Here is a 19563-nt window from a genome sequence, read left to right as displayed (position 1 = left end):
GAGCCATCCCGAAAAAAGCATCGCGCAGCGCCTTGCTTTGCGCGGAAGGCTTTGGCACAGCCGTTTTTGCTCAGGCTGCTCTCGGCACTGCCAGCCGATACCCATTGCGACCGGCATCCTTGGCCGCATAGAGGGCGGCATCGGCACTGCCCCGGATGCTCTCCAGATCGCACCCGTGTTCCGGATAAATCGCCACACCGACACTGGCCGACACCCGTGCCTCCCCTCCGGACACATTGAACGGTTCGAGCAGGGCGGCAACGATCCGCCGCGCGATCTCTCCGACCTCATCCCGTCCACGCAACTGCGGCAGGATGACGGCAAATTCGTCGCCTCCGAGGCGAGCCACGGTATCCGAATCGCGAACCACTTGTTTCATGCGGCGCGCGGCTTCAACCAGGAGTTCGTCCCCGGCCGCATGGCCCATGCTGTCGTTGACCTCCTTGAAGTGGTCAAGGTCTATATAGAGCAGGGCGAATTCGTTGCCATACCGTCGTGCCTGCACCAGCGCCATCTGCAAGCGGTCGTAAAACACGGTGCGATTGGGAAGGTCCGTCAAGGGATCACTCTGGGCGCGGTGGCGAAGCAGTTCCTCGACTTCCTTGCGCTGCGTAATGTCGATGAAGGTTGCCACATGACGGCCGCCACTTTCCACGCCTTCCTCGCTGATGGTGGAAATGGATAACCAGACGACGTACACCGTGCCATCCGGGCGGCGATTCCAGACCTCTCCTGCCCAGCGACCTTCGCTGCCAAGTTGCTGCCACAGGGCCTGGAAAAACCCCGGATCATGACGACCGGAACCCAGGCAACTCGGATTCTTGCCCAGCACATCGCACGGTCGGTATCCGGTAATCGCGGTAAAGGCGGGGTTGACCTGCATGATGTGATTTTTCGCATCGGTCACGATAATCCCTTCGGAGGCGCTTTCCATCACCGCCGCCGATATCTGGAGAGCCCTTTCGTCGGCCAGTCGTTCGGTCACGTCCTTGATACTGACGACCCACTGGCCATCCTGGGCAGCCCTGTCGATACGGGCGACATGAACATCGCCGACCCGCAGATGGCCGCCATCCGGTCGCGCAAAGCGCACCCGCGACGTAGCCGAGACCGGCCCGCCTTGCAGGCGCCGCACCAGATTGCCCTCGACAGCGGAACGCTCCGATGCCGAGACAAAATTCAGCAAGGGTTCACCAAGAATCCGGGACAGTTCCATGCCCATCAACACCGCCATCTGCTCATTGGCATAGGCAATTTTGAAACAGGGGGCCTCGACAATCACGATGGCATCCTGGCTGGTCTCCAGGACCGAGCGATAGCGCGCCTCGCTCTCCGAGATCAGCACTTCCTTGTGCTTGCGCTCGGCGACCTCCTCCAGCAGCTGGCCGTTGAGGGTCGAAAGATCGGCCGTGCGCTCTGCGATCAGTCGCTCCTGGCCTGCCGAAATTTCCTGCAAGCGCAGAAAATTCTGGCGCGACACCCAGATGACGAAATGAATCAGCAAGGCCAGGCACAAGGCACCTCCGCCAAAAACCGAGGCGGCGCGAAAACGCTGTGCTTCGCGAACGGCCAGTATTTTGCCAGCCGGCATGGTGACACTGATTCCGCCGCGGATATCGCCGATCTTGTACCCTTGCTCGGCATGGCAGCCCAAGCAGGCTTGCTTGACCAGTAGCGGCGCCATGTAGCGGTGCTGCGGTCCGCGCTCGTCGACCACCAGATCCAGGACTTCCGTCCTCCCCTGCTCAAAGCTGCGCAGCGCCTCGCGCTCCCAAGCGTCCGCAGCGTTGGCCGGGCGAATCAGATTGAGACTGGTGAGGTGGAAACGTACGCCATCAGCCTGTTCGGCAATTTCGGCGATCTGCCGGGTCATGAAGGCGGGATTGACCATGGTCAGGTGCTTGCCATCAAGCGTCTCCAGGTCGCGCCGCGGATGCTTCAGATAGGGGTTAGGCTGAGTTGCCTCGGTTATCGGCACATATACACCGCCATGCCGGGCATTCCAATCTCGGGTCAGTTCAACCAGACGGAACAAGATGGCCCCACGCTCACGGGCCAGCGTACTCATCTGCTCATCGATTCCCCTGAATTCGACATACAGCAAGCTGCCAGCCAACAAGGCAACCAAAAGATAGGCCATGGCAACCCACCCCCGGTAACCGAGATGAACCAGCGAACCGAATCGTGACACGCGGAGAAGCGGCAAAACTTTACCCATGAAAGGCGACGGCGCTCCGAAAATAAATTATCAACATTTACAATATCACCAAATTCACGCATGCAACAGTCCTAAGCGCTACATCGCGCACCGCATCCGATGGTACGCTTGCCCCCTTTCGCAACACCCAGATAATCGTCCATGTCCGCCAAGCTCCTTCCTGCGCTCGCCCTACTCTGCCTGGCGCTTCCAGCGCGCGCCGACGGCCTGCCGCCGAGCGTGCTGAAATCGCTGAAAGCAGCCCAGATTCCGGCCTCGCAGGTTGCCGTCGTGGTCCAGCCGGTCGATGGATCAGCCCCCCTGGTCGCCCACAACGCCGGTCAGCCGATGAATCCGGCCTCGGTCATGAAACTGCTCACCACCTATGCAGCGCTCGACCTGCTGGGGCCTGCCCACACGTGGAAGACCACGGTATGGACGGAGCAGGCACCGCTCGATGGCGTGCTTGACGGCAACGTTTACATCCGGGGCAGTGGCGACCCGCGTTTCGCCATCGAACATCTGTGGAGCCTTTTGCGCCAGCTGCGTGTGCGCGGCATCCGGCAGGTTGCCGGCGATGTCGTGCTCGACCGCAGCGCGTTCAATGTGCCGGCCATCGACCCCGGCGCCTTCGACGACAAGCCGATGCGCCCATACAACGTCGGCCCCGATGGCCTGCTGCTCAATTTCCGTGCCCTGCGCTTCACGCTCCTGCCCGACAACGGCAAGCCGCGTGTGCTGATGGAAACCCCGAGCGAAGGGCTACGCATCGATAACCAGCTGCGCGCCGGCAACAGCGAATGCGGCAGCAACTGGAAAGATGCGATCGGTACGCGCCTGATCCCCGAAAACAACGGAAACCGCCTCGAATTCACCGGCATCTACCCGGCGCTGTGCGGCGAAAAGACGCTTAATCTCGCGCCGCTGCCGGCCGATGCCCAGGCCGGCGGACTGATCCGCGCACTGTGGAAGGAACTGGGCGGCGGCATCGATGGCCAGGTTCGCGCCGGCGCCGTGCCGCTCGGCGCCAAGCTGCTCACCCAGCATGAATCGGCGCCGCTGGCCGACGCCGTGCGCGATATCAACAAGTTCAGCAACAACGTCATGGCCCGCCAGGTCTTCCTGAGCCTGGGCAATGATGGCTCCGCCACAGCCGAGCGCTCGAAACAGCGCATTGCCGAGTGGCTGGCCGGCCGCCAGCTGCGTTTCGCCGAACTGGTGCTCGACAACGGCTCAGGCCTGTCGCGCAGCGAGCGCATCAGCGCCGCCAGCATGAACCGCCTGCTGCTGGATGCGTGGAAAAACCCGGTTATGCCCGAGTTCGTCTCCAGCATGCCGATCGTCGGTATCGACGGCACCATGAAAAAGCGTCTGAAGGACACCACGGCAACCGGTCGGGCGCATATCAAGACTGGCACGCTGGACGGCGTCAAGACGGCTGCCGGCTATGCCCTCGATGCCCAGGGACGACGCTACGCGGTAAGCTTTTTCATTAACCATCCCAAGGCCCAGGCCGGCGCAGCGGCTATCGATGCGCTGATCGACTGGGTGGCCCAGCGGCGCATCGGCGAAAAAACCCCAGCACTGGAAAATGAGTAAGGCGCAACCGCTTCCCGCCGGGTTTCTCGACGAAGCGGGCTTGAACCGGCAGCACGTCTTCGATCTGGCCGGCCTACCCGAAGCAGTGCTGGCCACGCTCGACATCCAGGGCGGCGAGCGGCAACTGATTCTGCTCGGCCATGGCGGACGACGACTGTGGGAGCACATCCGGGCCAGCGGAACGGCAGGTGACGATCCGATTGACGACTACAGCATCCAGACGATCCGGCGCTGGTTCGCCCAGGCACTGCCGGAGCACCGCTATCGCATCCTGTATCCCGGCCCGCACCTCATCGGCCTGCAGACCTTGGGCGCGTTGGCCGGTTGGCACCGCCCGTCGCCGCTGATGATCGGCGTCGATACCGAATGGGGAAGCTGGTATGCCTACCGCGCCGTTGTCGTTGCCGATACCGCTTTCGCCCCCTCCCTTAGACAAGAGGGAAGCAGCCCATGCCCAAGCTGCATTGCCCCCCCCTGCATTCGCAGCTGTCCGGCCCACGCGCTGGATGACGGACGATTCAGCCTCGAAGCTTGCAGTCGCTACCGCCTGCAACCGGACTCCCCCTGCGCCACGGGTTGCCTGGCGCGACAAGCCTGTCCGGTTGGCAGCGAGCATCGCTACGACGAAGCCCAGATCCGGCATAGCTACGCACGCTCGCTGGCCGTCATCCGGCAGTACTACGCCAATGAAGTCCAGGCTCCTGAACAGCAATGACCCACACCAAGCTCCTTCACCACAATTTCTTCGAAGACGCGCAAGCCATTCTGGTGGCACCATTGATATTCGCCTTCGCCGTCCTGCTCTTTCGTGAAGCCGGTTTGCTGACCGGCGGCACGGTCGGCCTCGCCTTTCTGGCCCACTACCTGAGCGGCTGGTCCATCGGTCCGCTGCTCATCGCCATCAACCTGCCTTTCTATGGACTTGCGCTGCGCGCCATGGGCAGGGCTTTCACGATCAAGACCTTCCTCTCGGTCGGCCTGCTGGCACTCTACAGTGAGCTATTGCCCGGAATGATCCAGGTGCAGGGCCTCAACCGCTGGTTCGCGGCCGTCATGGGGGGCTTTCTGGCCGGCATCAGCCTGCTCATACTGATCCGCCACAAGGCCAGCCTGGGCGGCCTTGGCATTCTGGTAATTCACTTGCAGAACACACGCGGCTGGCGTGCCGGCAAGCTGCAGATGGCGGCCGACTGCGCCATCCTGCTCGCCGCTGCCTTCATTCGCGATCCGCTCAGCGTCGGGCTATCGATCGTCGGTGCGCTGGCCTTGAACCTGGTTATCGCCGTCAATCACAAAGCCGGGCGCTACATGGGCACCTGAGCCGCCCGGTCGGTTTCGCGCGTCGTCAACCAGAACAGCAATTTTTCGAACAGCAGTTCGGGACTGACCGGCTTCGCCAGGTAATCGCTCATCCCTGCCTCCAGGCAAGCTTGCCGGTCCTCGGCAAAGGCATTGCCGGTCAGCGCGATAACCGGCAATGCCTCCAGACCGGGAATACGGCGCAACTGCCGCGTCGCCTCGATACCGTCCATGGTCGGCATCTGGACATCCATCAGCACCAGGTCATAACGGTATTCACGTAGCCGAGAGAGCGCCTCTGCGCCATCTTCCGCCACATCGACCGCTATCAACGCCCCCGCGAGCATTTCGACAACGACCTCGCGATTGACCCAGTTGTCCTCCACCAACAGCACCGAGTAGCCGGCGAAATGGCGGCGCAACAAAGTCGCCGCAGAGTCGGAATCGGCCGTCTCGACAGCCCGTGCCGTCTCGTCATCGCCTTGCGCCAGGCGGACCGAAAACCAGAAGCGGCTACCCACCCCTGGCGTGCTATCGCACCCGGCATCGCCCCCCATCAAGCGGGCCAGGCGTCGGGTGATGACCAACCCCAGACCGCTCCCGCCATGGACCCGCGTGATCGAGCTGTCGCCCTGCTGGAACGGCTGGAAGAGGCTGGCCGCGACCTCGGGCGTCAAGCCGGCACCGCTGTCGATCACCTCGAAAAGCACCATAACGCCGAGTTCATCACTGTCCATTGCCCGGCAGCGCAAGGTGACCGTCCCCCGCTCGGTGAATTTGAGCGCATTACCCAGGTAGTTGAGCAGCGCCTGGCGCAGCCGGGTCGGATCGCCACGCAAGCGCCCCGGGAAGACCGCGCATTCGCAACGCAACTCCAGGCCTTTGCGCCGAGCCTCCTCCGCCAGAACGCTGATTGCGTCGGCGCAAATCGCCGGCGGATCGACCGGTTTGAGCTCAAGTTGCAGGCGGCCGGCTTCGATCTGCGACAGGCTCAGCACATCGTGGATCATGTCGAGCAGGTGACGACTGGCGCCATCGATTTTTTCCAGTCGCTCACGCTGCTTGTCGCTGACACCCTCGCGGCGCATCAGGTAAGCCATGCCGGTAATGGCATTCAAGGGGGTCCGGATTTCATGGCTCATGTTGGCCAGGAAAGCACTCTTGGCGCGATTGGCCGCCTCGGCGACCTCCTTGGCGACCGACAGCGCCTGCGTCCGGTCGCGCACCAGATCTTCGAGATTCTCGCGATGGCTGGCCAGTTCCTGCTCGACCTGCTTGCGCTCGGTGATATCGCGTGCGCAGCCAACCGTACCGATCACCTTGCCATCGGCATCGACAAACGGGGCCTTGTGCACTTCGAGACAGAGGAAGCGCCCGCGCACCGTGCCCGACTCCTCGAACGAGGCGGCGAGCCCCCGCGCCAAGGTCACCTGGTCGGTATCGACGCACAATTCGCCAAAGGTGTGCCGCTCGGGGTCTTCGGGATGGCGCTCACGCTCCCGTTCGGCAAAGTACAGGTCGGTTCGCCCAATCGGTTCGTCGGTATCCCGGGCACACAGCAACTGCTCGGCCATGGCCTTGTTGACGAAAAGATAGCGCCCATCCAGCCCCTTTGCCCAGATCATGTCCGGCACGTTGTCGCACATCAGGCGCAGCAGGTTGGCCAGGCCGGTGGCGCTGGCTTCGCTCTCGCGCAAGGCCGCATCGGCGAGGCGGCGCTCCGCCATCTCATCCTCCAGGCGCATATTGGCGGCGATAGCCTGCATGGCCCAATTGGCATTGATCGTTCCCTTGCGCAAGATGGCGCCCACCAGTAGAAATAGTGCGACGGCCAGCCACAGGAACATGACCTCGCCGGTTTGGACCGCCAGGTACAAATAGCGCAAGCCGAGCGGGATGGTGATCGACAGCCCGAGCGTCAGGAAATAGGACGGCATGGCGGCGTAGGACAAGGTCGCTATCGTGACGATCGCCACGATCAGCGTGAATGCCATGCCGTGCTCGAAAAACCCTGCCGTCGCCGGCACCAGAAAGGTGGCCAGGGCACAACTGCCACCGACCAGCAGCCCGAAGGCGTAGCGCCGATGCAGGTAGCGCTCGGCGTTGTCGGAAGTCAGCCCGACCCGTTTGATATGCGCCTCGTAACGGGACATCGCCAGCGTGACCAACAGCACGAAGATCATCCAGCCGACCGCCCAGTCCCGCGCCAGGCCGGCATGCACCAGGACGACAACGAACAGGCCCGAGGAGGCGGCAATGCTGAGCATGTTTCCGGCGGCGTGATCGAAAAACGTGCCGATGCAAATCAGGCGAAGACGTTCTTCGAACGACAATTTCCGGTCCGCCTCCCCAAAAGCGGGCCGCAACAACAGATCGTGAGACATGAATGTCCTCTTGTGGTTGATTCAATGGCGCCCCTCAAGCCCGGGGGCGGTTTCGATTCTATGCCAATCGCAAAACCAGAAATACTTCGCTCAGGCAACCTGTCGTACGCCACCCAGCGCCAGCCAGCCACGTAGCACACGATAGCCGACCCACAGGCCGAGCAGGACGATCAGGATCCAGGCGATGGGAATGCCGATGATGGTGATGATCAGCAAACCATAAACCACCAACCAGAGCAGCGTGAACCAGAAGGTGCGAATCTGCCAGACGAAGTGGCTTTCCAGCCACGTGCCGGCGACGTCGCTGCGCTTCAGGTAATTGAGGAAGACGGCGACCAGCGATGGCAGGCCGAAGACGAAACCGCCGGCGACGGTTGCCGACGAGGTGACGCCGATGACCACGGCCACGGCATGCAAACCGTAGATGACATGGGTCAACTGGACCAGAGACGGGCGAACACCACGCAGATCGGGAGAGGGGACAGGCTCGTTCATAACGATTACTCCGCCAGTTTCTTTTGCATGAGCAGCGCGTTGCCGGCTGCCGGATCAAGCACGTAGGGCGCGAAACCCGCCCGCCGATAGGAGGCCATCGCCCGCATGTTGCTGGAAAGAACCTCCAGCGTCAGCTTGCAGCAACTGAGTTCCCGGGCGCGCGTTTCGGCCCAGGCCAGCAAAGCCTGGCCGATCCCGCGCCCACGGTGTCCTGCGCGCACGATGAGATCGTGAACATTGAGCAGCGGCATGGCCGCGAAGGTGGAAAAGCCGGCAAAGCAGTCGATCATGCCGACTGCCTCGCCATCCAGCCAGGCCAACGCGCCATGGAAGCCGGGCACCGCCTTCAGGGTGTCGACCAGATGGATCTTGGCGTACGCTGAAAGACCATCGCCGCCACCCATCGGATCACGAGCGTAGTGATCGAGCAGGTCGAGAAAGGCCTCGACGTGGCTCAGGTCGGTCAGATCAGTCGGGGTGATGACAAGACGGGCATGCATGGTGGGTGATGCCAGATGGCTGAGAAAAGCACCATATTAAGCGCCCGCCCGCCACGGCTCAACCCATCGCGAAAACGGTCTCCGTTCCCTCGTCCCAGCCATCCCACAGAAAATCGTCGGCCCTGGCGTCGGCGATCAGGCGCAGGGCGTAATTGACCTGCTCCTTGTAGAACTCGCAGAAGGCGCCGGTCCTGTCCATGCCGCCGTTCATCTCGAAGGCTTCAGCCGGGCACGGCGAACCGCAGAAATGACGGATCGCGCAATCGCCGCAGGGGCTGAAACGGTCGACATCACGGCTCGTCACTTCGCGGAAGGCAGCTGAATCCAATGCCGCCTCGACGCCACCGGTCAGCAGGTTGCCGCCGTTGAAGCGCGGCAGGCCGATGAACTCGCTGCACGGATAGAGGCTGCCGTCGGCAGCCAGTGCGAAAAAGGCACGACCACCGCCGCAGGGCGAAATGTCGCACATCAGGCGACGCGCCGTCGGGGCCAGGATACCGATCAGGATATTGGCGAAGTTGGCGACCATCAGTTTGCGGCCGGTTTCCCGGTACAAGGCGTGGGTGCGGTCCAGCGCGGCAAAGAAGGCCTTGGCCAATTCACCGTCGGCCGGCTTGACACCGCGTGCCCCGGGCAGCGTGCAGCGTACGGTGTTGAGCATGCAGGTCGGTACTTCATGGGCGTGGAACAACTCGACCATATCGGTCAGGTAAGGCAGGTTCTCGGTCGTGCAGGTCGTGATGACGCTCCACGAGCCGTAACCGCGCAATTTTTCCATCGCCCGCAGCACCTTGGCGTGCACGCTCTTGCCGCCCCAGGTCAGCCGGGTGGCGTCGGTGATCTCCGCCGCCGGGCCGTCGAGCGACAGGCCGATGCTGACATTGCGCGAAGTCAGGAAATCGAGCGCCGCGTCGTCGAGCAAGGTGCCGTTGGTCTGCACGCCGAAGACGAAATCGTCCCTGAAAACATCGATCGCTGCGAAAACGGCGGCCCGATTCATCAGCGGCTCGGCGCCGTGGAAGATGGCGCGCGGCTTGCGGCCTTCCGGCATCACCGAGCGGAAGTAGTCGCGCAACTTGCCCAGCGAGGTGAGCAGGGTGCCGACCGGCATGTGCCTGCCGGCGCTGCGCTGGCTATCGGGCAAGTAGCAGTAGGTGCAGTCGAGATTGCAGCGCTCGGTCGGGTTCAAATAAACGCCGGAGGGCTTCAGGGCGAAGCGCAGGGCATGCAGTTCCTGGCGGAATCCCTCGGCTTTTTCGCGATAGGCGGCGAGCGTCGCCGGATCGAGTCCCGCACCGACCTTGTTCTTGTCGACCAGCGCCCAGAATGCGGTATCCGGGTCGGTCAGCGCGGCGTAGGTCGCGTGCCCGATGTCCACGGGCTGGAAATGCGGGGGGCGCGTCGCCCCCTGGGGCAGTGCCGCGGTCATTTAGCCGCCTTCCGGTCCATCAGCACATAGTGCGAGAGGCCGATACCATCCGGATTGCAGCGCTTGCGAATGGCGATGGTCGGGATGGCCGGCTGTGCCTGCAGCGTGGCGCTGGCCTGGGTTTCAATGGTGCCGGGTGCGACTTGAGAAACGATCTGGGACATTTTCCACTCCTCGGGAAGACAAAAACAAAAAGGGCCCCGGCTGAGTACACGCTTGTCACATGCGCTCAGCCGGAGCCCTTGCCTTGGCTCCAGTCAGGAATCGAATCGTCTTCTGGCTTCCGGATCAGCCGAAGCGCTGCGCCTTCCCGGCGAGGTAAGCCTCGCAAGTGGCTGGTCTGGCGACCGTGCAGTCTTCGTCCCCGGTTACAGCGGCGGGCCCGCCACGGATTCGCACCGTGTTCCGTATTTCGATTCCAACAGGAGGGCGGATTCTCTCAAAGCCCCGAACAGCGGGTCAATTCGTCCTAAATATCTAGTTCCTGCCACATGGCATCGACGCGTTTTTTGACGTCGTCATCCATGACAATGGGCCGCCCCCACTCGCGATTCGTCTCACCCGGCCACTTGTTGGTCGCATCCAGCCCCATCTTGGAGCCGAGACCGGCGACCGGCGAAGCGAAGTCGAGGTAGTCGATGGGCGTGTTGTCGACCAGCGTCGTGTCGCGCGTCGCGTCCATGCGCGTCGTCATCGCCCAGACCACTTCCTTCCAGTCACGGATGTCGATGTCGTCGTCCACGACGATGATGGTCTTGGTGTACATGAACTGGCGCAGGAAGCTCCAGATGCCGAACATGATGCGCTTGGCGTGGCCGGGGTACTGCTTCTTGATACTGACGATGGCCATGCGGTACGAGCAGCCCTCGGGCGGCAGGTAGAAATCGACAATTTCCGGGTACTGCTTCTGCAACAGCGGCACGAAGACCTCGTTGAGCGCGACGCCGAGCACGGCCGGCTCGTCGGGCGGCTTGCCGGTGTAGGTGCTGTGGTAGATCGGATTGCGGCGCATGGTGATGCGCTCGATGGTGAATACCGGGAACTCGGCCTGCTCGTTGTAGTAGCCGGTGTGGTCGCCATAAGGGCCTTCCATGGCCATCTCGCCGGGGTTGATCACGCCTTCGAGGACGATCTCGGCCGAGGCCGGCACCTGCAAGGTCGAGCCGAGACACTGGGTGAGCTCTGTCTTGCCGCCGCGCAACAGGCCAGCGAACTGGTATTCGGACAGCGAATCTGGCACCGGCGTCACGGCACCGAGGATGGTCGCCGGATCGCAACCAAGCACCACGGCCACCGGGAACGGTTGCCCCGGGTTGGCCAGCTGGTGGTCGCGGAAATCGAGCGCGCCGCCGCGATGCGCCAGCCAGCGCATGATCACCTTGTTCGGCCCCAACACCTGCTGGCGGTAGATGCCGAGGTTCTGGCGGGTCTTGTGCGGCCCGCGCGTGACGACCAGGCCCCAGGTGATCAGCGGCGCGATGTCGCCCGGCCAGCAGTGCTGGATGGGCAGGCGCGACAAGTCGACGTCCTTGCCCTCCCACACCACCTCCTGGCACGGCGCATTCGACACCCTCTTCGGCGCCATGTTGAGCACCTGCTTGAGGATGGGCAGCTTCTCCCAGGCGTCCTTCAGGCCCTTGGGTGGTTCCGGCTCCTTGAGATAGGCCAGCAACTTGCCGACCTCGCGCAGCGCCAGCACCGATTCCTCGCCCATGCCCAGCGCCACGCGCTGCGGCGTGCCGAACAGGTTGGCGAGCACCGGAATATCATGCGCCCGGCCCTGCGTCGTCGGCTTCTCGAACAGCAGCGCCGGCCCGCCGGCGCGCAGCACGCGGTCGCCGATCTCGGTCATTTCGAGATGGGTATCGACCGGCATGCCGATACGCTTCAGATCGCCGGTCTTTTCCAGTTGCGACATGAAGTCGCGCAGATCATGGTATTTCATCGCGTACGGTACGAAAAATGGCAGCCGACACAGGCCGCGGTCAGTTTGGGTAACTGGGCCAGCGCCTTGTCGCGATCGCCGGTCTTGGCGACGGCGGCAAATTCGCTGACCGCCTTGTGACCATCCATGCCGATACCGTGCATGGCCGGCGGCATGTGCGGACCGGGACGAGCGTCGAAAGGCTTGCTGCGGTGCTTGCCCATGGCCGAGACGCCGAGCTTGGCTTCCGCCACCTCGCCGGCCTCGCGCACCTTTCCTTCGGCCATCAGCGTCAGCACCTCGTTGACGGCTACCAGGTTGTCGAGCATTTCCTGACGCAAGACCTCCTGCGCCGGCTCGGGCAGCTTGGCCAGTTGGCGCGCATCTTCGGCCATGGCTAGCGTCGAGGCCAGGGCCAACAGGGAAAACAGGGCTTTCATCAGAGACTCCTTCCGGAAATCAGGAAATCGAGCGCGATACCGGCGAAGATGGCGGCACCGACCCAATTGTTGTGCAGGAAAGCCTTGAAGCACGGCATGCGCTCGCGGCCCCTGATCCAGGTGTAATGCACGCCCATGATGCCGGCCGCAACGGCCAGCCCGGCATGAAAGGCCCAGCCCAGATGCAGGCTGTAGCCGACCCAGCCGATGACGCCCAGCGTCACCGCATAGCATGCCATTACCGCCGCCACGTCGTAGCGGCCGAAGGTGATGGCCGAGGTCTTGATGCCGATCTTCAGGTCGTCATCGCGGTCGACCATGGCGTATTCGGTATCGTAGGCGACCGCCCAGAAAACGTTGGCGAGCAGCAGCCACCACGCCTCGGCTGGAACGCCGCCCTGATGCGCTGCATAGGCCATCGGGATGCCAAAGCCGAAGGCGATGCCCAGATAGGCCTGCGGAATGGCCAGAAAACGCTTGGTGAAGGGGTAGCTGGCGGCGAGAAAGAGGGCCGGTACGGACAGCCAGATGACCAGCGGCTTGCCGAGCAGCAGCACCAGTACGAAGGAGGCGACGCACAATCCTGAGAAGAGCCACAGCGCCTCGCGGGTACTCACCTTGCCCGCCGTCAGTGGCCGCTCCTTGGTGCGTTCGACGTGCTTGTCGAAATCGCGGTCGGCGAAGTCGTTGATCACGCAGCCGGCAGAGCGCATCAGCACGGTGCCGAGCACGAACACCCAGAGCACCATGAAATCCGGACGCCCCAGGGCTGACAGCCACAGGGCCCACAGCGTCGGCCAGAGCAGGAGCATGATGCCGATCGGCTTGTCGAGCCGCATCAGCTTTTCGTACAGGTCGAGTTTTTCCTTGAGCGCAGTCCAGTTCATCTTTGGATTCTATCGCGGGGCCGCATACTCATTGCGCCGTCTGACGGCGGGCCTGCTGCCAGGCCACCACGGCCTGCCCGGAATGGGCGAGAATGGCCTGATAGTGCGCTTCCGGCAGCGCATGGCGCAACGAGGCGAACAGTTGCTGCGTGCCGTCCTGCGCCAGTGGTGATTCGGGCGCCTTGTCGGAAAGCAGGCAAACCTGGATATTAGCCAGCGCGTCGGCCACCAGGCGCCAGCCCAGTTCCGGCATTTTCCGGTCGAGCGCCACCATCAGGCTGCCCAGCGTCTGCACGATGGCCTCGACCTGCTCCGCCGACTCGGATGCCGCCATGGCATGCCACAGCGCCATGTGGATGCCACGCCGCAGATCGACCTTGAAATCGATGGCATCGCTTTCGACAGCCTCGATCTGCTCGAAATATTTCTGGAAACGGCTTTCCTCGCGCGCATCGAGACGCGTGCGCAAGCCACCGATCAAGGCCGTCAGCGGATGGATGGCAGTCAACCCAAAAGCCTGCGTATAAGCCAGGCCCCACTGGTCGAGGCCGCTGATCAACAGGGCCAGGCGCAAGGCGCGGGCATCGTCATCGCCGCCGGCCCGGCACCAGTTGGCACACTGCGACGCTACCTCGCCCAGCACACCCACATCGGGAGCCCCATCGTTCGACACGGCCTGGCGGAATACCCCGGCAAACACATCCTGCGCCATGCGCGCGGCCAGGCGCTGGATATCGGCATTGGCCAGGGCGGCCAGTTGATCGGCGGGAATTTGTGCGGCAGTCGTCATGTCGAAGGCAGGCAAACGTAAAAAGCGGCATTTTACCGGGCCGCCAGGCTACCCGCTGCCAAAGCTAGGCCACATCGCGGGTATCATCCACAAAAAACACCAGCCCAGGGCTCACCCGGCCCCACTCAGAGACCCCATCCATGAACGCACCGCTCTACGCCATTCCGCTCAAAACCTTGAGCGGGCAAGCCACCGACCTCGGCCAGTACCGCGGCCAGGTCCTGCTCATTGTCAACGTCGCCTCAAAATGCGGTCTGACGCCCCAATACGCCGGACTGGAAACACTGTTCGAGACCTATCGCAGTCGCGGCCTGCAAGTACTCGGCTTTCCGTGCAACGACTTCGCTGGCCAGGAACCGGGCAGCGCCGACGAGATCGCCACCTTCTGCGCGACTCAATATCACGTCGGCTTTCCGATGTTCGAAAAGGTCGCCATCAACAGCGCACCGCGCCATCCGCTCTACGCTCACCTGATTGCCGCCCGGCCAGAGATCAGTTTCCCGGCAGCCAGCGACTTCGTTGAAAAGCTTGGTCAGTACGACATGCTGCCCACGCAGCCGGACGACGTGCTGTGGAATTTCGAAAAATTCCTGATCGGCCGCGACGGAACGATATTGCAACGCTTCTCGCCCGATACCCCGCCGGATGATGCCGCGCTCGTCGCCGCCATCGAAGCCGCCCTCGCCCAGGCCTGAATCTGCATGAACACACGCTACACCCCGCCGCCCCCGCCGGCCCGGCCCGACGTTTGCCAACCGACGGGCTCGGCCGACCTGGCCATGCTCGACGTCTACATGCCGATGATGAAATCGGCCGCCATCCTGTCAGCGGGCAAACTGGGCCTGTTCGAGGCCCTGGCCAACGGCCCGCTCGACATCGCCACCCTGGCCGACGCCCTGCAATCCAGCACGCGGGGCATCCGTGACCTGGCCGATTTTCTCGTCGCCATCGGCTACCTGCACAGAGAGGGCGAGCGCTTTGCTAACGCCCCCGGCACGCAGCGCTGGTTCACCTCGGCCGGGCAAGTCGACTACACCCCTGGCCTGCACTGGACCCTCGAAGCCTGGCCGATGATGGGCGACCTGACGGCGGCCGTCCGCCGTGGCGGACCGGAAACGACCTTGTGGCAAGCCATGGAAGCGAAGCCGCAACTCGGCACCGCCTTCTCCGCCTACATGGACGCCTTTGCCGGCGACCTTGGCCCCGACCTCCTCGCCCATGTGCCCGTGTCGCCCGAACACCGCCGCCTACTCGACCTTGGCGGCTCGCACGGCATGCATTCGATCCGCTTCTGCCAGCGCTATCCGCAACTCCAGGCGCTGATCGTCGACCTGCCTAGCGCGCTGAGCGAAACCGATACCACCATCGCCCGCCACGGCCTCTCGGAGCGCATCCACGTCAGTCCCGGCGAACTGCTGGTGCACGACTGGCACGGCCAGCACGACGTGGTGTTCTACCTGTCAGTCGCCCACAACCACACGGCCGATGAAAACGGCCTGGCCATCCAGCAGATTTACGACGCACTCAATCCCGGCGGCCTGCTGGTCATCCACGAATACCTCGCCGACACGCCCGGCAACGCCTTCATGGCCGCCTTCCGGCTGACCCTACTCTACGAAACCGGCACCCAGACCTATCGCTACGCGCAGTATCGCGATTGGTTAGAAACAGCCGGCTTTGGCGACATCAAGCGCCTCGACCTCGATCCGCTGGAAAAAGGCTCGCTGATACTAGCCAGGAAAGCCTGACCGACAGCCGGCGACGGCGCGCCGAGGAGAAACGCTTAATGCAAAAGCAGACGGGCGTTAATCATGTGGCCGTCGTGCCAGTAATCGGTGACACGGGAAATCAGGCTGAAAGCCTGCTCATCACTGATGTCCATCAGGACGACAACCACGGGCGACCGGGCATCGCCGTCCCGGATGATGGAAACCGAACGGACCGGCCCCAGTTTTTCCAGCGACACCCGGACAGACTCCTCGGTCACCTCCGGAGACAAGCCGGTCAACATGATTTTCTTCATGGTCGAATCCAATCCACATGGCACGCAAAAGAAAATTCTACCTGCGTAATGCGCTGTTCCGAGTAATTGGCGCTGAAAACTGTCATCGCGGATTATGACTCTAAAGACGGCCGCAAATCAATTCCGGGGAAAATCATCCTGGCTGACATTGAAAACACGCCAATTGACTTGGCTGATTTATTTTAGTATTACGGCAGAGAAACTGCCATTTTACGCCAATGGATTACATGCAAAGAGGTTAGCCCCCTCAAGCATAACCATCGGTCGTTATTACTAAAAATCAATAATACTCCTCGTCTTTGAAGGATTGCCAGCAACCCATTTTGCCATCAATCTTTCCCAAGATGAAGAATAATGTCATTATTCGAAATCGGCTGATACAGCAGAGCGCTTGCGCCGTCTCTCAGCCATTCATCCATGCGCCGCACATGTTGGGATAAAACCATCCGTTCCCTGCTCACTGTCGGCTGACCCAGATGACGAAAAATAAGGTTATGAATGATATCGTAGTGCTGAGCATTGGTTCGCATAACCACCTGAGTTAACCCAGTTGTTTTACTCGCCGCAAAGTAAAGATCAACATTTGCTTTATGGGAGGCAGTTCCATTCAGCAATCGGCCAAGTGGAACTTGAATCAAACAACCAGGGATGCAGCGCCGCGGCCCCTTCTCAGAGAGAGCCTGCTGGTGAATTTTCAACATTATGTGATCAATCGATACACTGCCGAATGCTAAAGCGCCTTGGGAATAGAATAATAGACTCCCCCAAAAAAACAAATCCGATCGCGCGAAGAGCATATTTGACACACCATTGAATATATTTTCAGCTTATCTCGGTGTATCCGTTTGTCCTGACAGGCACTGACGGCCTGAATACAGAACTGAACGATGACGTGACTCGGCTGCTGCAAGCCCAAATCGATAATCTACCCATCTAATTGGGAGCACTATAGAAGGAGGCCCCTAGGGATTCTCTGAACAACCCACTGCTTTGGCGCAGGCTGTCATAAAAAAAACATGAAAAACAGGCGATTTTCGACCGTTGGCCATGAAATGCAGAGGTTCTCCTCTGCATTTCGCGCTTCACGGGCGCACCTCGCCCATCAAAGGCATCAATCGCTTGCGTGCCAGCCACAGATTGGTCAGCGCAAACAGGGTGACAATCTGCCCGGTATTCTTCGCCAGACCACGATAGCGAACCTTCACAAAGCCAAACTGCCGCTTCACCACCCGGAAGGGGTGTTCAACAATCGCCCGTGCCGCCGACAGCATCCGGTTGAAAGCCTTCTGCTCTTTGCTCAGCGCACCACCCGCCGGCTTCTTGGTCGGCGTCAGGACAGACAGATCGCCCTCCTTCTCGAAGTCGTCGAGGGTTCGATTCTTCTTGTGATAGCCACGATCGCCCAAGACCAGCGTTTCTTCCCCGTGCAGGCAGGCTTCCATCATCGTGATGTCCGCGACCTTTGCCGTCGTGCATTCCACGGTGTGAATCAAGCCGCTCTCAGCATCGACGCCAATGTGCGCCTTCATGCCGAAGTGCCACTGATTGCCCTTCTTGGTCTGCGTCATTTCCGGATCGCGTTTCTTGTCCTCGTTCTTGGTCGAACTGGGCGCCGCAATCAGCGTGGCATCGACGACCGTACCGCGCTTCATCGACAGGCCTTTCTCCGACAATACAGCATTGACCTCAGCGAAAATCGCGACCGCCAGATCATGCTTCTCCAGCAGATGCCGGAAGCGCAGAATCGTGCTTTCGTCCGGCATCACGTCTTCGAAGGCATCCAACCCAGCAAAGCGCCGCAACAGCGGAACGTCGTGCAGCGCCTCTTCCATCGCCGGATCAGAGTAGCCAAACCATTGCTGCATGAAGTGAATCCGCAACATCGTGCCCAACGGCATCGGTGGCCGACCGTTTCCCTTCTTTGGGTAGAACGGTTCGATCAGTGCTTCCAGGCGAGACCATGGAACAACCGTTTCCATCTCCGCCAGGAACACCGCCTTTCGGGTTTGCTTGCCCGCTTTCGGCAGGAAACCCGTCTCAGCCAGGCTCAGTTGCTTCATCGATTTCATCTGTCTCATCAACGCAATGACAATGCCGTCATTTTCTCAAATCACGCTGCATAACGGTCACTTATGCAGACTTTCCCTAGCAGGCTGCTGAAATACTTCCCCATCCTGTCGACGAAACAGCGGGTTTGATCGTTATAGAGATTCACCGAGATTACCGAGAGCACAAAGCGGATCATGCGCAGCCGACACCTTCACCGAGAGTTTGTTTACGATGCGTCGCCTGGACGACTTTGTGCCGGCGCAGCACCCGTTGCGGCCGATCCGGGCGATGGTGAATCGGGCGCTCAAGGATATCGAACCCCTGCTCAGCGGCATGTATGCCGCCGACGTCAAAGGCGGTCGCCCCAGCATTGCCCCGGAGAAACTCCTGCGTGCCATGCTGCTGCAAATCTTCTACAGCATTCGCTCGGAACGGCAATTGATGGAGCAGACCCAGTACAACCTGCTCTTTCGCTGGTTCATCGGCCTATCGATGGACGATGCAGTCTGGGTGCCCACCGTCTTCACCAAGAATCGCGAACGCCTGATTGCCCACGATGCCGTGATCGAACTCTTCAATGCGGTACTGGCCATTGCCGAGAAGCAGAACTGGCTATCAGGCGAACATTTCAGTGTCGACGGCACGCTCATCCAGGCTTGGGCGGGACACAAGAGTTTCCTGCGCAAGGACGGCGGAGATGATGAAGGCGGCGGCAATTTCAAGGGCCAGTCACGCAGCAATGACACCCACGCCTCACGTACCGACCCGGATGCCCGACTGTACCGCAAGGGCAATACCGCCAGTGAGTTGCGCTACATGGGACACACCTTGAGCGACAACCGCCACGGACTCATTGCCAGTGCGGTCGTGACCACGGCCGATGGCTATGCCGAGCGGGAAGTTGCCAAGGCCCTGATCGCCGATGCCCGCCAAGTCGCCGGCGAAACGGCTGAAATCACCCTCGGCGCGGACAAGGGCTACGATGCCCAGGAATTCATTGCGGCACTCATCGAACTGAATGTCATTCCCCATGTGGCGCAGAACACCAGCCATCGCCGTTCTGCCGTGCCGGACGACATTGCCGGCAGTGACGGTTACGCGATCTCCCAGCAAAAGCGCAAACTCATCGAACAGGGATTCGGCTGGGCCAAGTTCATTGGGCCGATACGCCAGGTGATGGTGCGCGGACTGGAGAAGGTCGATCAGTTGTTCGTGCTGACCATGGCCGCCTACAACCTGACGCGCATGCGCTCCTTGGGAGCAATCCGTCCGCTGGGGGCAATATGATAGGAAAACACCTCGGAATCCCTGTAAAACACGTGCGAACGACCGAAAATCCGCTTCGCCTTACGAAAAACGACTCCGTTCCATGCCACCGTCTGCAGTTGCAGGGCGGTATTTCAGCAGCCTGCTAGTGGGTTGGCATCAAGGGCATAGCGCAGCGTTCATTCGATCAGGCTGACTTGGCAATGACTTCTCTTGAAGAAAGCGGCTTACAAAGGGAGGACTGGAAGCAATCGCCCACCAATGGGATCAGTTTTTGTAAG

19 protein-coding genes and 1 riboswitch are annotated in these 19563 nt (G+C 61.4%); of the genes, 6 read left to right on the top strand and 13 right to left on the bottom strand.

Going from position 1 to position 19563, the window contains the following annotated elements; genetic code table 11:
* Window positions 1-70 precede the first annotated feature (70 nt).
* Window positions 71-2140, bottom strand: coding sequence for a diguanylate cyclase domain-containing protein (locus AB6Q56_RS21045; RefSeq protein WP_434514964.1), 2070 nt, complete (start codon window positions 2138-2140; stop codon window positions 71-73).
* 219 nt (window positions 2141-2359) lie between these two features.
* Between AB6Q56_RS21045 and dacB the strand changes: the two genes are divergently transcribed.
* Genes dacB through AB6Q56_RS21030 form a run of 3 tightly spaced genes read left to right on the top strand, consistent with a single transcriptional unit; the run spans window position 2360 to window position 5116 of the window.
* Window positions 2360-3796, top strand: coding sequence for a D-alanyl-D-alanine carboxypeptidase/D-alanyl-D-alanine endopeptidase (dacB, locus tag AB6Q56_RS21040; protein ID WP_434514963.1), 1437 nt, complete (start codon window positions 2360-2362; stop codon window positions 3794-3796).
* Window positions 3789-4511 carry a hypothetical protein gene (locus AB6Q56_RS21035; RefSeq protein WP_434514962.1) on the top strand — a complete coding sequence of 241 codons (723 nt, stop codon included), beginning with the start codon at window positions 3789-3791 and terminating at the stop codon, window positions 4509-4511. Before dacB ends, AB6Q56_RS21035 begins: the two co-directional genes overlap by 8 nt.
* Window positions 4508-5116 (top strand): YitT family protein, encoded by a 609-nt coding sequence (locus AB6Q56_RS21030; RefSeq protein ID WP_434514961.1) that lies wholly within the window; start codon window positions 4508-4510, stop codon window positions 5114-5116. The genes AB6Q56_RS21035 and AB6Q56_RS21030 overlap by 4 nt, the downstream gene beginning before the upstream one ends.
* Here AB6Q56_RS21030 and AB6Q56_RS21025 read toward each other — a convergent pair.
* The 9 genes from AB6Q56_RS21025 to AB6Q56_RS20985 form a co-directional block, all read right to left on the bottom strand.
* Window positions 5101-7479 carry a response regulator gene (locus AB6Q56_RS21025; RefSeq protein WP_434514960.1) on the bottom strand — a complete coding sequence of 793 codons (2379 nt, stop codon included), beginning with the start codon at window positions 7477-7479 and terminating at the stop codon, window positions 5101-5103. The genes AB6Q56_RS21030 and AB6Q56_RS21025 overlap by 16 nt on opposite strands.
* A gap of 90 nt (window positions 7480-7569) precedes the next feature.
* Window positions 7570-7974, bottom strand: a complete 405-nt coding sequence (locus AB6Q56_RS21020; RefSeq protein WP_434514959.1) for a DUF4870 family protein — start codon at window positions 7972-7974, stop codon at window positions 7570-7572.
* A 5-nt stretch (window positions 7975-7979) separates the two neighbouring features.
* Entirely contained in the window at window positions 7980-8474 is a 495-nt protein-coding gene (locus AB6Q56_RS21015; RefSeq protein ID WP_434514958.1) for a GNAT family N-acetyltransferase, read from the bottom strand.
* Window positions 8475-8532: 58 nt separating this feature from the next.
* Window positions 8533-9903, bottom strand: coding sequence for a peptide-modifying radical SAM enzyme CbpB (gene cbpB / locus AB6Q56_RS21010; protein ID WP_434514957.1), 1371 nt, complete (start codon window positions 9901-9903; stop codon window positions 8533-8535).
* On the bottom strand, window positions 9900-10067 hold the full coding sequence (gene cbpA / locus AB6Q56_RS21005) for a modified peptide precursor CbpA (protein ID WP_434514956.1): 168 nt from the start codon (window positions 10065-10067) through the stop codon (window positions 9900-9902). The genes cbpB and cbpA overlap by 4 nt, the downstream gene beginning before the upstream one ends.
* Before the next feature lie 88 nt (window positions 10068-10155).
* Window positions 10156-10359: riboswitch (cobalamin riboswitch) on the bottom strand.
* Between the two features lie 13 nt (window positions 10360-10372).
* Window positions 10373-11848, bottom strand: a complete 1476-nt coding sequence (gene ubiD, locus AB6Q56_RS21000) for a 4-hydroxy-3-polyprenylbenzoate decarboxylase (RefSeq protein WP_434514955.1) — start codon at window positions 11846-11848, stop codon at window positions 10373-10375.
* Window positions 11845-12267, bottom strand: a complete 423-nt coding sequence (locus AB6Q56_RS20995) for a cytochrome C (protein WP_434514954.1) — start codon at window positions 12265-12267, stop codon at window positions 11845-11847. Before AB6Q56_RS20995 ends, ubiD begins: the two co-directional genes overlap by 4 nt.
* On the bottom strand, window positions 12267-13154 hold the full coding sequence (gene ubiA, locus AB6Q56_RS20990; protein ID WP_434514953.1) for a 4-hydroxybenzoate octaprenyltransferase: 888 nt from the start codon (window positions 13152-13154) through the stop codon (window positions 12267-12269). Before ubiA ends, AB6Q56_RS20995 begins: the two co-directional genes overlap by 1 nt.
* Window positions 13155-13182: 28 nt before the next feature.
* A complete protein-coding gene (locus AB6Q56_RS20985; RefSeq protein ID WP_434514952.1) occupies window positions 13183-13944 on the bottom strand; it encodes a hypothetical protein in 762 nt (253 codons plus the stop codon).
* Window positions 13945-14084: 140 nt separating this feature from the next.
* Here AB6Q56_RS20985 and AB6Q56_RS20980 point away from each other — a divergent pair, with 140 nt between their 5' ends.
* Window positions 14085-14639 (top strand): glutathione peroxidase, encoded by a 555-nt coding sequence (locus AB6Q56_RS20980; RefSeq protein WP_434514951.1) that lies wholly within the window; start codon window positions 14085-14087, stop codon window positions 14637-14639.
* A 6-nt stretch (window positions 14640-14645) separates the two neighbouring features.
* Complete coding sequence (locus AB6Q56_RS20975; protein WP_434514950.1) at window positions 14646-15692, top strand: methyltransferase; 1047 nt, start codon at window positions 14646-14648, stop codon at window positions 15690-15692.
* A 35-nt stretch (window positions 15693-15727) separates the two neighbouring features.
* Here AB6Q56_RS20975 and AB6Q56_RS20970 read toward each other — a convergent pair whose 3' ends face one another.
* The 3 genes from AB6Q56_RS20970 to AB6Q56_RS20960 all read right to left on the bottom strand — a co-directional run bounded on the left by AB6Q56_RS20970 (window position 15728) and on the right by AB6Q56_RS20960 (window position 18027).
* On the bottom strand, window positions 15728-15967 hold the full coding sequence (locus AB6Q56_RS20970; protein ID WP_434514949.1) for an RNA recognition motif domain-containing protein: 240 nt from the start codon (window positions 15965-15967) through the stop codon (window positions 15728-15730).
* Window positions 15968-16296: 329 nt separating this feature from the next.
* Entirely contained in the window at window positions 16297-16668 is a 372-nt protein-coding gene (locus AB6Q56_RS20965; protein WP_434514948.1) for a hypothetical protein, read from the bottom strand.
* 381 nt (window positions 16669-17049) lie between these two features.
* The gene (locus AB6Q56_RS20960; protein WP_434517136.1) at window positions 17050-18027 is read right to left on the bottom strand and encodes an IS5 family transposase; all 978 of its coding nucleotides are present in this window, start codon (window positions 18025-18027) and stop codon (window positions 17050-17052) included.
* Window positions 18028-18247: 220 nt separating this feature from the next.
* Between AB6Q56_RS20960 and AB6Q56_RS20955 the strand changes: the two genes are divergently transcribed.
* Window positions 18248-19303 carry an IS5 family transposase gene (locus AB6Q56_RS20955; RefSeq protein ID WP_434514947.1) on the top strand — a complete coding sequence of 352 codons (1056 nt, stop codon included), beginning with the start codon at window positions 18248-18250 and terminating at the stop codon, window positions 19301-19303.
* Window positions 19304-19563: the final 260 nt, after the last annotated feature.

Origin of the sequence: Dechloromonas sp. ARDL1, from assembly GCF_051122455.1 — a bacterium.
Lineage (GTDB): Bacteria > Pseudomonadota > Gammaproteobacteria > Burkholderiales > Rhodocyclaceae > Azonexus.
The sequence above is the reverse complement of the archived record's forward strand: the minus strand, read 5'-3'. Positions and strand labels throughout refer to the sequence as shown.

Coding starts and splice junctions, on each gene's coding strand:
- AB6Q56_RS21045 (WP_434514964.1), bottom strand. CDS start 2,140: ATGGCCTATCTTTTGGTTGCCTTGTTGGCTGGCAGCTTGCTGTATGTC.
- dacB (WP_434514963.1), top strand. CDS start 2,360: ATGTCCGCCAAGCTCCTTCCTGCGCTCGCCCTACTCTGCCTGGCGCTT.
- AB6Q56_RS21035 (WP_434514962.1), top strand. CDS start 3,789: ATGAGTAAGGCGCAACCGCTTCCCGCCGGGTTTCTCGACGAAGCGGGC.
- AB6Q56_RS21030 (WP_434514961.1), top strand. CDS start 4,508: ATGACCCACACCAAGCTCCTTCACCACAATTTCTTCGAAGACGCGCAA.
- AB6Q56_RS21025 (WP_434514960.1), bottom strand. CDS start 7,479: ATGTCTCACGATCTGTTGTTGCGGCCCGCTTTTGGGGAGGCGGACCGG.
- AB6Q56_RS21020 (WP_434514959.1), bottom strand. CDS start 7,974: ATGAACGAGCCTGTCCCCTCTCCCGATCTGCGTGGTGTTCGCCCGTCT.
- AB6Q56_RS21015 (WP_434514958.1), bottom strand. CDS start 8,474: ATGCATGCCCGTCTTGTCATCACCCCGACTGATCTGACCGACCTGAGC.
- cbpB (WP_434514957.1), bottom strand. CDS start 9,903: ATGACCGCGGCACTGCCCCAGGGGGCGACGCGCCCCCCGCATTTCCAG.
- cbpA (WP_434514956.1), bottom strand. CDS start 10,067: ATGTCCCAGATCGTTTCTCAAGTCGCACCCGGCACCATTGAAACCCAG.
- ubiD (WP_434514955.1), bottom strand. CDS start 11,848: ATGAAATACCATGATCTGCGCGACTTCATGTCGCAACTGGAAAAGACC.
- AB6Q56_RS20995 (WP_434514954.1), bottom strand. CDS start 12,267: ATGAAAGCCCTGTTTTCCCTGTTGGCCCTGGCCTCGACGCTAGCCATG.
- ubiA (WP_434514953.1), bottom strand. CDS start 13,154: ATGAACTGGACTGCGCTCAAGGAAAAACTCGACCTGTACGAAAAGCTG.
- AB6Q56_RS20985 (WP_434514952.1), bottom strand. CDS start 13,944: ATGACGACTGCCGCACAAATTCCCGCCGATCAACTGGCCGCCCTGGCC.
- AB6Q56_RS20980 (WP_434514951.1), top strand. CDS start 14,085: ATGAACGCACCGCTCTACGCCATTCCGCTCAAAACCTTGAGCGGGCAA.
- AB6Q56_RS20975 (WP_434514950.1), top strand. CDS start 14,646: ATGAACACACGCTACACCCCGCCGCCCCCGCCGGCCCGGCCCGACGTT.
- AB6Q56_RS20970 (WP_434514949.1), bottom strand. CDS start 15,967: ATGAAGAAAATCATGTTGACCGGCTTGTCTCCGGAGGTGACCGAGGAG.
- AB6Q56_RS20965 (WP_434514948.1), bottom strand. CDS start 16,668: ATGTTGAAAATTCACCAGCAGGCTCTCTCTGAGAAGGGGCCGCGGCGC.
- AB6Q56_RS20960 (WP_434517136.1), bottom strand. CDS start 18,027: ATGAAGCAACTGAGCCTGGCTGAGACGGGTTTCCTGCCGAAAGCGGGC.
- AB6Q56_RS20955 (WP_434514947.1), top strand. CDS start 18,248: ATGCGTCGCCTGGACGACTTTGTGCCGGCGCAGCACCCGTTGCGGCCG.